We start from the raw sequence: 13,573 nt of genomic DNA, 5'->3' as shown, positions 1-13,573 counted from the left end.
CGGCATCTTCTGATCCCTCGCGGCTCGGGATGTCGTCATACGATGCCCGGTACGGGACCAGCAGTTCCGTGGAACGGGCAGCGACGAGCCGCTTAGTATGTTTCGGTTACTAACATACGATGATCGGGCGCCCGATCACAAGACGGCACAGCTGGATCACACGACGGGAAGGCCCACCATGCAGTCGACGCACCTGCGCGAGCACAACCTCTCGCTCGTCATGCGCGCGGTGGTCGCGGCGACGGATCCGGTCTCTCGAGCAACGCTCGCCCGCTCCACGAAGCTGACCAAACCCACCGTCTCCAAGCTCGTCGAGGAGCTGGTCGCGGCCGGGCTCGTGGAGGAGCACTCCCCCGTCTCCCAGGGCAGCGGACGCCCGATGGTGCCCCTGCAGCCCGCGAAGCACACCGTGCTCGGCATCGGCCTGGAGATCGCCGCCGAGCACATCTCGTGCCTCGGCATCGATCTGGCCGGCGAACCGCTCAGCACCCGCACCGAGTACCTCGAGGTCACGGCCTCGAATGTCGCCGAGACCGTCGCGACCTGCGCGCGACTGGTCGAGAAGGTCCGCGCCGACGCCGGCGACGCAGCCCCCGTCGGCGTCTGCGTCGCCGTGCCCGGGCGCATGTCCCCGGACGGCGAGAGCGTGCTGGCCGCCCCGAACCTCGACTGGGTCGATGTGCCGCTGGCGCGCGAGCTCCGACAGGTCCTGAACCTGGACCACCTCCCGGTGCTGGCGCGCAACGACATCCGCCTGTCGGTGCTCACCGAGCTCGCCAAGCGCCCCGACGAATCGTTCATGTATGTGCGCGGCAGCACCGGCGTGGGCGGCGCCATCGTGCTCGAGGGGAAGGTGCTCGAGGGCGTCCACGGCTGGGCCGGCGAGTTCGGCCATACCGTCGTGGAACCAGGCGGAGCGCTCTGCCGCTGCGGCCGGCACGGCTGCCTCGAGGCCTACGTCTCCTATCATGCGCTGCGCGAACGGGCCGGCCTGCGCCGAGATGTGCTGATCGAGGAGCTGGTCGAAGAGCTCTCGCGGAGCACGGACCGGGCCGAGGTCATCGGAACCATCGGCCGCTCGCTCGGCCTCGCCGTCGCCAACGCGCTGAACATCCTGGATCTGTCCACGGTGGTGCTCTCGGGCTATCTCGGCCCCATCGCGGAGGAGATCGCCCCGTTCATCCGCGAGACCGTGGACCGCCATGCACTGGCGGCGGAGGTCGGGGAGATCGTCATCGAGCGCTCCGACGACCTCGCGGCGCCCGCGCTCTGGGGCGCCGCCCGCGCGGCCATCTGGCCGATCCTCGACTCCCCCGGGCATTGGATCGCCCGCTCGACGGCCCTGACGGACTGACATCGCCGCGCCGGGCTGCCGGCGACCCGCCGTCGAACCGAGGCGAGACCCCCGACGCTCCACCTTCGACGTCCCGTCCCCGGGATCACGAGTCCCGGGCCGCGGCCCCGCCTCCCCAGCCCCGGACGCGGCGGCGTGCGGACACCCCCAGCTCCTCGACGAGCCTCCCTCGCCCCGAGCAGTCGACGCAGGAATCGTTGTCGCGCCGAAACTTCAGAGCACTTGACCGTACGTCTTTCGCCTTTGGTAAGTTAGCGACACTTACCAGGGTGAGTTCCTTCACACCCACCTGGCCGCTGCACCCCGTCACCGTCGACATCAGGAGTAGGTCATGAAGAACATCCAGCTCACACGCAGATCCATGGTAGGTGCCACCCTCGGCGCCTCGGCTCTCACCCTCGCCGCCTGCGGCACCTCCGGACCGGGAGGCTCCGGCGGCAGCGGAGGCGGAGGCGACAGCGCCAGCTACTGGGCCCTGAGCGGTCAGCCGAACGAGACCATCACCGAAGACACCGTCACGGCGTTCAACGAGCTCGGCACAGGCACCATCGACCTGACGTTCTTCCAGAACGACGCCTACAAGCAGAAGATCCGAACCGCGATCGGGGCCGGCGAGGCTCCGACCGTCATCACCGGATGGGGCGGCGGCGGTCTGCGCACCTACGCCGAGGAGGAGCAGGTCGAGGATCTCACCGGCTGGCTCGACGAGAACTCCGAGGTGAAGGAACGATTCATCGAGTCGGTCTGGGAAGCGGCGACGGTCGACGACAAGATCTACGCCATGCCGACCGGCGCGGCCCAGCCGATCGTCATGTTCCACAACAAGACCGTGCTCGAGGACATCGGCGTCGAGGCGCCGGAGAGCTGGGAGGATCTGCTGGATGCCATCGAGAAGGCGAACTCCGCCGGAGTCGCACCGATCGCCCTGGCCGGCCAGTCCCGGTGGACATCCATGATGTGGCTCGAATACCTGCTGGATCGCGTCGGAGGCGCGGAGGTCTTCGCGAGGATCGCTGCCGGGGAACCCGATTCCTGGCTCGATCCTGCTGTGGTCGAGATGGGCACGAAGGTCGAGGAGCTGCTGGCGGCGAAGGCCTTCGCCGACGGCTTCGAGTCCATGGCCGCCGATTCCAACACCGATCAGGCTCTGATGTGGTCCGACAAGGCCGCGCTCATGCTCCACGGCGGCTGGACGTTCGGCGGCATGAAGTCCGGCGGCGGCACCTTCGTCCAGGACGGTCGCCTCGGGTTCGGGCCCTTCCCCACGATCGAGGGCGGCAAGGGGGAGCTGACGAACCTGGTCGGCAACCCGGCAGGGTACGTCTCCCTGTCCGCCGCCGCATCCGACGCGGAGAAGGAGGTCGCGAAGACCTTCTTCGCCGACGGACTGATGACCGATGCCGTCTCGAATGCGCTCGTGGAATCGGGCTCCGTCCCTGTGGTCCAGGGACAGGACGACGCTCTCGCGGCGAGTGACGATGCCGAATACCTGCAGTGGATCTACTCCTCCCTCCAGGAAACCCCCGCTTTCACCCAGTCCTGGGATCAGGCGCTGCAGCCGACGGCCGCCGAGGAGCTGCTCGTGAACACCGAGCAGCTGTTCCTCGGGAAGCTGACCCCCGAGCAGTTCGCCGAGAACATGAACGCCACGCTGGAGGGCTGATCGTGACTTCCGCTGGCCCCGCGGCGATTCCCGCCGTGCCTGAGCGCCATCGAGCACCCGGGCACGGCGGTGGCCCCGCTTCCGCGACCTCGGTGCGCGTGCACAAGCAACGGCTCCACCTCTCGCACGTGCTCTTCGCGCTGCCCGCGCTGCTCTTCTTCCTGGTCTTCGCGATCCTGCCGCTCATCGGCGTCCTGGCCCTCTCCTTCACCTCGTGGAACGGGATCGGGGCGATCGAGTTCACGGGATTGACGAGCTGGACGGATGCGCTCACACGGGAGACCACCTGGAGAGGCCTCCTGCTCGTCCTGTTCATGATCGTCGCGACGTGGCTGCTGCAGACTCCGCTGAGCATCCTGCTGGGAACCTTCCTGGCCGGGCAGCAGAGGTACCGCAACGTCCTGGCGGTGATGTACTTCCTTCCGATGCTGCTGTCCTCGGCGGCCATCGCGATCACCTTCAAGTCGCTCCTGGATCCCAACTTCGGAGTCCCCGCAGGCCTGGAGCTGGAGTTCCTCCAGCAGAACTGGCTCGGTGATTCCACCCTCGTGTGGGTCGCGCTGCTCGTGATCATCGCCTGGCAGTTCATTCCGTTCCACACCCTGATCTACCAGGGCGCGGTACGGCAGATCCCGCAGACGATGTACGAGGCCGCGCAGATCGACGGCGCCGGCCGGGTGCGTCAGTTCTTCTCCATCACCCTGCCGCAGCTGAAGTACACGTTGATCACCAGTTCGACGTTGATGGTGGTGGGCGCACTGACCTACTTCGACATCATCTTCGTGCTCACCCAAGGGGGACCGGGAAAGTCCACTCGCATCCTGCCCCTGGACATGTACCTCACCGGATTCCGGGGCAACGAGATGGGCGTCGCGAGCAGCCTGGCCGTGATCCTCGTGGTCATCGGCCTCGGGTTGGCCCTCGGCGTACAGCGCCTCGGGGGCAAGAGTTCCTCGGCCAGCCAGTTGGAAGGAGCCTGATATGAAGCGCAACTGGATCGGAGGCGCCTTCGGATGGATCTGGCTGGTGATCGCCCTGCTGCCGATCTACTTCGTGGCGATCACCAGCCTGAAGTCGATCAACACCTACTTCGGCTCGAACCCGGCGCTGCCCTCTCCGGTCGTCGCGGTCGAGAACTTCGTCGCGGTGCTCGAAGCGGACTTCACGATGTACCTGCTCAACAGCGTCCTGGTAGCGCTGGGCACGGTGATCCCGCTCGTGGCCATGGCGTTCATGGCCTCCTTCTCCATCGTGCGCAGCGGGCACCGGTTCTTCGGCCCCGTGCGCAGCCTGTTCCTGCTGGGTCTGGCGATCCCGGTGCAGGCGACGATCGTGCCGATCTACCTGCTCATCATCCGGATGCACATGTACGACTCGCTGGTCGCCCTGATGCTGCCGGGCATCGCCTTCGGGCTCCCGCTGAGCGTCCTGATCATTGCGAACGCGCTGCGGGACGTCCCCAAGGAGCTGTTCGAGGCGATGGACATCGACGGCTGCACCGAATGGCAGAAGATGTGGCGCCTCGCGCTGCCCATCTGCCAGCCGGCGATCGTCACCGTGGCCGTCTACCAGGCGCTCATGTCCTGGAACGGCTTCCTGTTCCCCCTGATCCTGACCCAGAGCCCGGACAAGCGCACCCTGCCCCTGGCGCTGTGGAGCTTCCAGGGCGAATACGCCACCAACGTGCCGGTCGTCATGGCGGCTGTCATCCTCTCGTCCATACCGATCATCGTGCTGTACGCCTTCGGACGCCGGTACCTGGTCAGCGGCATGACCGCCGGCTCCAGCAAGTGATCTGACCCTGCGTCGCGGAGGGCTCGGGCGGCCCGAGGTCGACCTCGCGCCGCGCGGGCGTCCGAGGCCGGACCGGCTACGGCGTTCGCGGACCAGTCGAGGCTGTCCTGTCCGGATCGGCAGGCGGCGATGACGGGGAGGCCGGCTCGGGCGGCTCGGCGCGTCGGCCGCTGAGGAATCCGAGGAGGACGTCGAGGGCGAGGAACCCGAGGAGCGTCCATCCGACCAGAGGGAGGAAGACGCCGATCCCGGCAGCGGCTGCGCCGAGGGCAGCGACGCCCCACCACGGCGCGCGATGGATCGCGCCTCGCCGGGGAGGACGCCCGAGTGCGAGCCGTCCGGCCCGGGGTGGACGACGCTTCCACCACATCACATAGCCGAGGACGACCATCGACCCGATCCCGAGAGCGACGAGGGCAAGGACGATCTGGTTCGCCAGCCCGAACATCGTGCCCATGTGGAGATCGATCCCCCATCGGGCGAGCTTCGCCATGAGGCCGAAGTCCTCGAAGTCGATCCGATCGACGACCTCCAGGGTGCTTCCGTCGATCGAGACTGCATCCACCTGGGTCGGATAGCTGCGATGGATCTCCTGGACCACCCACGCGCCGTCGGGCCCCGCAGGAGGGAGGATCTCGACGGCATCCGAGTCGATGTTGACGCCTCGCGCGACCTCCATGATGTGGTCGAAGTGCTCGGGAAGCGCGTCTCCGGACGGATCCGTCATGTCCCCGTGATGCGCAGCATGCTCGTCCGGCATCGGCTGCGAGTCGTCGAGCGAGGTGCTGATGACAGGCGTGCCCCAGCCGAGAGCGGCGCGCAGGCTGGTGATGTTGGCTCCGGCGTGCTGCGACCAGGTCATCCCGGTGGCGGAGAGGAAGAGCGCGGCGAGGACCACCCCCAGGCCGATCGTCGTGTGCCATCGCAGAAGACGCCGCCGACCGGTGCCCTTCGTCGCCGCTCGAGGCTGATCATGCGCCTCTCGAACTCGCGAGGCGCGGGACGACCTCGCGCGGAGGATCCAGAGCAGGAGTCCGGCCGACGCGACGATCCAGAGCCACGACGCAGCCAGCTCGCTGTAGAGCCGTCCCGCGTCTCCCAGGTGGAGTCCCCGGTGCAGCTGGTCGATCCAGGTGCGCAGCGGGAGGGAGCCGCTCGTGCCGTAGACGGTGAGGTCCCCCCGGACTTCCCCGGACCCGGGATCGACGAAGATCGATCGGGACTCGCTCTCGCCGAGCCCTTCCTGGGCGAACATGACGCGCGTCGTCTCGCCCGGTTCGGGGGCTGGGCGGACCGCGGTCAGGGGATCGGTGTCACCGACGTGCTCCTCGGCGACCGCGACCTGCTCGCCGAGGGTCAGCGTCGCCTCGGCGGAGGCGGCGTGCAGCTCGTCCGCGTAGATGACCTGCTCGATCTGCGGGGACATCACGTAGAGCGCGCCGCTCGTCGCCGCGACGAGGATGAAGGGGCCGACGAGGACCCCCGCATAGAAGTGCAGCCGGAGGAGGAGAGCGCCGAGCCAGCCCCTCTGTCCGCGTCGCCGTCGCGGGCGGATCTCGCGAGGACGGATCTCAGCTGTGCGGGTCATGCGGGGCCATCCCTGTGGTCGTCGCGGGAAACGGGGGTAGCCCCCTCGGGTTGCTGCCTCGGGGTGCGGCGAGATCAGGAGCATGCCGGCGCCGACCGCCCGAGCGAGTACGCGCGTGAGAAGGGGTGGGGTCGCGACGCGCAACCCCACCCCTCGCCGAGCGTTCAGGCCATCATGACGATGGCCCTGCCGGCTGCGTCAGCAGGGTTCGATGACGCCGCTGATCGCCTCGGAGTCGGAACCGGAGGTGCTCACGGTGAGCTCGAACGTCCCCTCCTTGAGCGCCGCGACCTGACCATCGGTCAGCTCGAGGGAGCCCACGGCGCCGCCGCTCGTGCCACCGGTGGTCTCCAGCTGCTCGATGCCGTCGCCGGTGTCCACGGACACCTCGGTCACCTCGGCGGGCATATCGGCGTACACGCAGGTGAGCGCCAGCACGTTGCCGTTGAGCGAGCTCTGGCACTGCCCCACGCCCGCCGCCGAGTCTGCAGCCCCGGACATCACGGAGGAGAACTTCTCCGCATCGACGGTGCCGCCGTCGGCTCCGCCGCCGAGGAGGCCCGAGAGCGGGTCCCCGCCGCCGAGCAGGCCCGAGACCGGGTCCCCGCCGCCGAGCAGGCCGGAGTCGGCGTCGTCACCGAGCAGGCCGGTGATGGAGTCCCCGCTGAGAAGGCCGGAGGTGGCGTCCTCACCGAGGAGTCCGCCGACGCCCTCGTCACCGAGCAGCTCAGTGGGGTCGCCGCCGCCGAGCAGATCAGGGGCACCGCTGCCGCCGAGCAGATCGGAGACTCCGCCCTCGCCGAGGAGATCGGACGAGGTGTCCCCGCCGAGCGGCCCGGTGAGCGACTCGAGGGTGTTGATGTTGTTCGTGATCTCCAGGACGTCCAGGATCCCCGAGGGGTTGCCGGTGGAGACGTCGTTCAGAGCCGTCTCCCACAGCAGGCGCCAGGTGTCGACGTGATCCCCGGCGAAGCCGACGTACTGGTCCACGTCGAGCAGAGTCTCCGGGGTGACCCGATCCAGGATGTCGGACGCGTCGGTCGTCTTCCAGAGGTAGGTCGGGTCCGTCAGCATGTCCGGGGACGGCAGGCCCGGCATGATCAGGTCCGACAGGTTCGCGAGCTCTTCGACGGAACCGACGTCCAGGGACGTCAGGTCGTTGCTGTCGAGGGGGATGCCCACTCCGCCGCAGGAGGTGAGCAGCGTGACGTAGTCCGTCCCATGGCCCTTGACGTGCGAGGGGTTGAAGACCGGGATCCATCCCAGGGGCCCGCCGTAGACATCGATGACCGGCATGTTGGAGTTGCCGATGGCACCGCTCGCCAGTGAGAGGACCAGGTTGTCGTATGCCGGGTCGGTGTGGTGCTCGTTGAAGTGGGCGGGCGACCCCACCAAGGGGATTCCGTCCTCGTTGGCCCACATGTGGTCCAGGAAGAACGTGCAGGCGTCACCGCCGCCCTCATGCCCGCCGTGTCCGCCGCCTTCCTCGCCGTCGGCATAGGCAAGGGGTGCGCTGCTGAGAGCGAGGGCCGAGGCGGCCACCGCGATCGCCGCCTTCGGCCACCATTTCCGACCTAGCTTGATCGACATCAGACATACCTTTCAATGGGGATCAGGTTGCGCCATGGAGAATTCAGGCATGCCAGAAGTGTTTTACGACAGCTGTGAGGAACCTGCATGAATCCTGGCGGTCCAATGAACGCTACGTGACCCGCGGCACAGGGGTCAAGGGGGGTCCGAGATGTCCAGGAAGGTGCTTTCCGCCGTATTTCTGCGCACCCGGCCGACGCCGGTCCCGCCACGCCGGAACGTCGACCCCCGGAGGGATACTGCCTGGTGGTAGCACGAATCAAGCGTCTCGTCGGTCCGCGCGGGAGGTTGCGGCCCCCGAGTAAGGGGGTGCGATCGGCTCGTGGAGCGACCAGGCAGCCCCGGAGCGCTCGGTCCGAACCGTCTGGCCCCGGAAGTCATCGCGCGATAAACAGTCGGAGAACGCGCGAAGAACGCGCGCGAAACCCGCGCGCGGGCCCTCGCGTAATACATTCGTGATCGACTCTCGTCAACCCTTGCGGGGCATCCCTCCGCCCGCGGCACGCTCACAGGGCGTCGCACTGATCGCCAGGGCCGACAGGATCGCGCCACGGCACCCCGAGTGCGCCCTTGACCCGCAGACTTTCGCTTTATAAGTTAGAGACCCTTACCAGGGTCGGATCCTGTCGCTCCGAGGCATCGCCCCGTCACCGTCGATATCGAGCGCAGAACCGCACGGGGCCCTGCCCCGTCAGCCGCCCTGGGAGTCCGGCACCTCCCGCTCCTGGGAGGCCCCGGCCCCGATCCCCACCCGCTCTTCGAGGAGTCGTGACACCAGCAGTGACCACCCCGCACACCCCCTCCCGACCGCTGCGCATCGGCATGGTCGGCTACGGCTTCATGGGCGCCGCCCATTCCCATGCCTGGCGCACCGCCCACCGCTTCTTCGACCTGCCGCAGACCCCCGTGCTGCGCACCCTCGCCGGGCGCACCGAGAGCTCGCTGGTCGCGGCCGCCGAGCGCTATGGGTTCGAGCGGACCACCACGCGCTGGCAGGACCTCGTCGAGGATCCCGAGATCGACGTCATCGACATCTGCACCCCCGGTGACACCCACTTCGAGATCGCGATGGCGGCTCTCGCCGCGGGCAAGCACGTGCTCTGCGAGAAGCCGCTGGCGAACTCGGTCGAGGAGTCGGTGGAGATGGCCGCCGCTGCCACCGAGGCGAGCAGCCGCGGCGTGCGCAGCATCTGCGGCTTCTCCTACCGTCGCACTCCGGCTCTGGCCTATGCGCGCCAGCTCGTCGCCGAGGGCGCCGTCGGCGAGATCCGCCAGGTGCGGGCCCAGTACCTGCAGGACTGGCTCTCGGATGCCGATGCCCCGATGACCTGGCGGCTGGACAAGGACAAGGCCGGGTCGGGGGCGCTCGGCGACATCGGCGCCCACATCATCGACCTCGCCCAGTGGATCTCCGGGCAGGAGATCACGACGGTCTCCGGCACCCTGGAGACCGTGGTCCCCACCCGCCCTGCCGCAGGCACGGCCCAGGGCCTCGGCGGCACGGGTGACACCTCCGGCGAGCGCCACCAGGTCACGGTCGACGACGTCGCCCTGTTCACCGCGCGCTTCGCGAGCGGGGCCCTCGGTTCCTTCGAGGCCACCAGGATGGCGCAGGGCCGCAAGAACGCGATGCGCGTGGAGATCAACGGCTCGGCGGGCTCGATCGCTTTCGACTTCGAGCGGATGAACGAGCTGGAGATCTACGATGCGACGGCACCCGCAGGCCGCCAGGGCTTCACCCGTGTGCTGACCACCGAGCCCGAGCACCCCTACGCCGCGGCCTGGTGGCCCACCGGGCACGGCCTGGGCTACGAGCACACCTTCACCCACGAGATCGCCGATCTCGTGCGGGCGATCGGGGAGGGCACCGACCCCTCCCCCTCGTTCGAGGAGGCGCTGCAGGTCCAGCACGTCCTCGCCGCCGTCGAAGCCAGTTCGGCAGACGGATCCAGCTGGCAGAAGATCGATCCGCCATCCCCCACTTCCCAGGAGAGCACCCGATGACCACCCCCCGCACAGCCCTCGTCGTCCGCGGAGGCTGGGACGGACACCAGCCGATCGAGGCGACCGACCTCTTCATCCCCTTCCTCGAGGAGAGCGGCTTCACGGTGCGGATCGAGGACTCCCCCGCGATCTACGCCGACGCCGAGTACATGGCCACGGTGGACCTGATCCTCCAGTGCAACACCATGAACACCATCGAGAAGGAGGAGTTCGAGGGCCTGCGCGCGGCCGTCGAGGCAGGCACCGGCCTGGCCGGCTGGCACGGCGGCATCGCCGACTCCTACCGCAACAACTCCGATTACCTCACCCTCATCGGCGGCCAGTTCGGCTGCCACCCCGGCAAGCACCCCGACGAGCGCACGGGCGAGCAGTCCGACAACTACGTGCCGTACACCGTGAACATGCTGCCGGCGGCCGCAGATCACCCGATCACCCAGGGCATCGGCGACTTCGACCTGGTCACCGAGCAGTACTGGGTGCTCTCGGACGACTACATCGACGTGCTCGCGACCACCACCCAGAAGGTGCGCGAATGGGATCCGTGGAACCGGCCCATCACGTCGCCGGCGCTCTGGACCCGCCAGTGGGGCGAGGGCAGGCTCTTCGTCTCCACCCCTGGCCACCGCGTCGAGGTGCTCGAGGACCCGAACGTCCGCACCGTGATCGAGCGGGGCCTGCTGTGGGCGGCACGCGGCAGCGAGCAGCCCTACGGCGAGCACGGCGGGCGCAGCGCGAAGGAGGCCATCCGATGAGCACCGAAGGCTCCCCGATGAAGATCGGCATGATCGGCGCCGGCGTCATCTCCCGGCAGTACCTGGCGAGCTTCGACGAGCTGCCCGACGTGCAGCTCGTCGCGATCGCCGACCTCGACCCCGCCCGGGCGCAGGCCGCCGCCGAGGGGCGTGACGGCGTGCGGGTGCTCACGGTCGACGAGCTCCTCGCCGACCCCGAGGTGGACACGGTCCTGAACCTCACGATCCCGGCAGCGCACGCCGAGGTCGACCTGCGCGCGATCGCGGCCGGCAAGAACGTGTACTCGGAGAAGCCGTTCGCGGTCACCACCGAGGAGGGCCAGCAGGTGCTCGCCGCGGCGCGGGAGGCCGGGGTGCTCGTGGGCAGCGCCCCGGACACCGTGCTGGGTACCGGCACGCAGACCGCCCGGGTTGCTATCGACGCCGGTGAGATCGGCACCCCGATCGCTGCGGTGGCCACCATGGTCACCCCGGGTCATGAGCGGTGGCACCCGCAGCCGGACTTCTACTACCTGCCCGGCGGCGGCCCCCTGCTGGACATGGGTCCGTACTACATCCACTCGCTGGTCACCCTGCTGGGGCCGGTCGCCGAGGTGATCGGCGCCGGCAGCCGCCTGCGCACCGAGCGCACCATCGGCTCCGGCCCCCGCGAGGGCGAGATCATCCCGGTCACCACGGAAACGCACGTCACGGGGGTGCTCGTCCATGAGAGCGGGGCGCTCACCACGCTGGTCATGAGCTTCGACGGCGTCGCCACCGCGGCCCATCCGATCGAGGTCCATGGCACCGCCGGCACCCTCGCCGTGCCGGACCCCAACCGGTTCGACGGCGACGTCGAGGTCAGGCGTCTGGGCGGCGAGGGCTGGGAGACTCTTCCCGTCGCCGGCGGCTACGTCGAGGCCTCGCGCGGCATCGGCCTGCAGGACATGGCCCTGCGCGGTGCGGAGCTGCGTGCCAGCGGTGACCTCGGCCAGCACGTGCTCGAGGTGATGAACGCAGTGCTCGAATCCGCCCGCGGCGGAGCCCGTGTCGAGGTCTCCAGCACGGTGCCCCGCCCCGAAGCCGTCGCGTCGCAGGACGTTCGCGTCCCCGCCTGAGCAGCGGGCAGGCGCGTCGGTCACGGTCCGTGCCGGCGCGCCCGCTCACAGGTTCCAGATCACCGGGATCAGCGCGATCTTCACGACGATGGAGAAGGCGAAGAGGGTCGCGTAGGCGCCCTCGATGCGCTCGTCGGCGCGCTTGGAGTTCGCGGCGTCGAGCACGGCGGGCTGCCCCAGGAAGCCCGCTACAGCGCCCGCGGCCCGCGGAGCCGACAGGTCCAGCACCCACCGCCCCGCCAGCAGCATCGCGGCGCAGCTGAGCACGGCGACGACCACGGACAGCACGGCCGCGCGCCAGGCCGTCGGCGAGGCGAGCACCGCGGCGACGTCCGGCCCTGCGGTCAGGCCCAGTCCGGCGAGGAAGAGCAGCAGGCCCAGCTGGCGCAGCGTGATGTTCGCACTGCCCGGCAGGGCCCACACCACGGGTCCCGTACGACGCAGGGCGCCCAGCACCATGCCCACCAGCAGCGGCCCTGCGGCCGGGCCCAGGGAGAAGCTGCCTCCGCCCGGCATCGGCACCGTCACCAGGCCCAGCGCGAAGCCGAGCACGAGACCGAGGCCCAGCGACAGCACGTCGAGCTCGCTGGCCTTGCGATCGGAATCCCCGAGCAGAGCGTGGACGGCGTCCAGGCGGGAGCGGTCCACGACCACGGCGAGACGGTCGCCCGGCTCCAGCACGAGATCGTCCCGGGCGAGCAGTTCCAGGTCGCCGCGCCGCACCCGGGTGACGACCGCCCCGAAGCGCACCGGGAGGTTCAGCTCGGCGATGGATCGCGACGCCAGATCGGGATTGGAGACCGTGAGGCGCGTGAACTCCACCAGCGAGCGGTCGTGCGCGATATGCCGGTCGCTGCGCTGCCCGAGCACCTCCGTCACGGCCGCCACTGCGTCCGGCATGCCGACGGCGACGACCTCGTCCCCGGCCAGCAGGTCCTCCCCGGGCACGATGACCCGCACGCGCTCCTCGCGACGCAGGTAGGAGAAGCGCACCAGCTGGTCGCGCCACTGCGGGACGTCGCGCAGGTTCACGGGATGCAGCACCCGCACCGTGGTCGACGACAGGCTCGTGCCGGCCAGGGCAGGCGTGTCCTTCCGGCCCGGCCAGTTGCGGGTGACGATGGTCGAGACGAGCACGATCCCGACGATCACTCCGATCGGATAGCCGAAGGCGTAGCCCACCGAGGGTGCCGAGGTTCCCGTCAGCCGGCCGGCCGCGTCGAGAGCTGGTGCAGCGGTCAGGGCTCCGCTGAACAGGCCCAGGGAGAGATCCTGGGAGATGCCCAGCAGGTGCCCCAGCAGGATCGTCGCGGCCGCTGCGAGGACGGTGCTGACCGTGGCTGCGGCCAACAGGGGCAGCTGTCGATTCAGCGACCCGAAGAATGCGGCCCCGGCCGCGATGCCGACCGTGTACACGAACAGGGCCAGACCCAGTGATTGCACGATGTCCATGCCGGCGCCCAGATGCGGCGCGGCCGCGGAGAGGGCCAGCCCCGTGAACAATGCGCCCGCGGCACCGAAGCGGACGCGACCGAAGGGGATGGCCCCCAGGACCGCACCGGAGGTGACGACCAGGAACAGCGTGAGCAGAGGGCTCCCCGCGAGGACGTCGATCACGATGGACCTTTCCGGAGCCCGCCGGGCGCACCGGGCCGGTGCGCGTCGATCGCGAGCACCGCAGTGTGGAGTGGGCTCCCACGATAGTCACCCCGGGCACCCCCGGGAAAGGGA

At 69.2% G+C, this 13,573-nt stretch carries 10 protein-coding genes; 7 read left to right on the top strand and 3 right to left on the bottom strand.

Annotated elements, in window-relative coordinates; all coding sequences use genetic code 11:
* The first annotated feature begins 178 nt into the window (after positions 1–178).
* The 4 genes from INT51_RS12340 (at position 179) to INT51_RS12325 (ending at position 4,811) form a co-directional block, all read left to right on the top strand.
* Entirely contained in the window at positions 179–1,354 is a 1,176-nt protein-coding gene (locus INT51_RS12340) for an ROK family transcriptional regulator (protein WP_193105599.1), read from the top strand.
* A gap of 331 nt (positions 1,355–1,685) precedes the next feature.
* Positions 1,686–3,017: an ABC transporter substrate-binding protein gene (locus INT51_RS12335; protein ID WP_193105598.1), complete on the top strand. Its 1,332-nt coding sequence runs from the start codon at positions 1,686–1,688 to the stop codon at positions 3,015–3,017.
* A gap of 92 nt (positions 3,018–3,109) precedes the next feature.
* Entirely contained in the window at positions 3,110–3,997 is an 888-nt protein-coding gene (locus tag INT51_RS12330) for a carbohydrate ABC transporter permease (RefSeq protein WP_193105627.1), read from the top strand.
* A gap of 1 nt (position 3,998) precedes the next feature.
* Positions 3,999–4,811, top strand: coding sequence for a carbohydrate ABC transporter permease (locus INT51_RS12325; RefSeq protein WP_193105597.1), 813 nt, complete (start codon positions 3,999–4,001; stop codon positions 4,809–4,811).
* 76 nt (positions 4,812–4,887) lie between these two features.
* Here INT51_RS12325 and INT51_RS12320 read toward each other — a convergent pair whose 3' ends face one another.
* Positions 4,888–6,399 carry a PepSY domain-containing protein gene (locus tag INT51_RS12320; protein WP_193105596.1) on the bottom strand — a complete coding sequence of 504 codons (1,512 nt, stop codon included), beginning with the start codon at positions 6,397–6,399 and terminating at the stop codon, positions 4,888–4,890.
* 198 nt (positions 6,400–6,597) lie between these two features.
* Positions 6,598–7,989, bottom strand: coding sequence for a hypothetical protein (locus INT51_RS12315; protein ID WP_193105595.1), 1,392 nt, complete (start codon positions 7,987–7,989; stop codon positions 6,598–6,600).
* An 822-nt stretch (positions 7,990–8,811) separates the two neighbouring features.
* On the opposite strand from INT51_RS12315, the gene INT51_RS12310 reads away from it, so the two are divergent.
* Genes INT51_RS12310 through INT51_RS12300 form a run of 3 tightly spaced genes read left to right on the top strand, consistent with a single transcriptional unit; the run spans position 8,812 to position 11,842 of the window.
* Positions 8,812–9,993: a Gfo/Idh/MocA family protein gene (locus INT51_RS12310; RefSeq protein ID WP_193105626.1), complete on the top strand. Its 1,182-nt coding sequence runs from the start codon at positions 8,812–8,814 to the stop codon at positions 9,991–9,993.
* Positions 9,990–10,745, top strand: a complete 756-nt coding sequence (locus INT51_RS12305) for a ThuA domain-containing protein (protein ID WP_193105594.1) — start codon at positions 9,990–9,992, stop codon at positions 10,743–10,745. Before INT51_RS12310 ends, INT51_RS12305 begins: the two co-directional genes overlap by 4 nt.
* 17 nt (positions 10,746–10,762) lie before the next feature.
* Complete coding sequence (locus INT51_RS12300) at positions 10,763–11,842, top strand: Gfo/Idh/MocA family protein (RefSeq protein WP_193105625.1); 1,080 nt, start codon at positions 10,763–10,765, stop codon at positions 11,840–11,842.
* Positions 11,843–11,887: 45 nt separating this feature from the next.
* On the opposite strand, the gene INT51_RS12295 is transcribed toward INT51_RS12300, so the two are convergent.
* On the bottom strand, positions 11,888–13,459 hold the full coding sequence (locus tag INT51_RS12295) for an aspartate:alanine exchanger family transporter (protein WP_193105593.1): 1,572 nt from the start codon (positions 13,457–13,459) through the stop codon (positions 11,888–11,890).
* Positions 13,460–13,573 lie beyond the last annotated feature (114 nt).

Source organism: Brachybacterium sp. FME24 (assembly GCF_014897705.1).
Classification (GTDB): Bacteria; Actinomycetota; Actinomycetes; order Actinomycetales; family Dermabacteraceae; genus Brachybacterium.
Note: the sequence above shows the minus strand (reverse complement) of the source record. Positions and strands in the feature narration are given on the sequence as shown.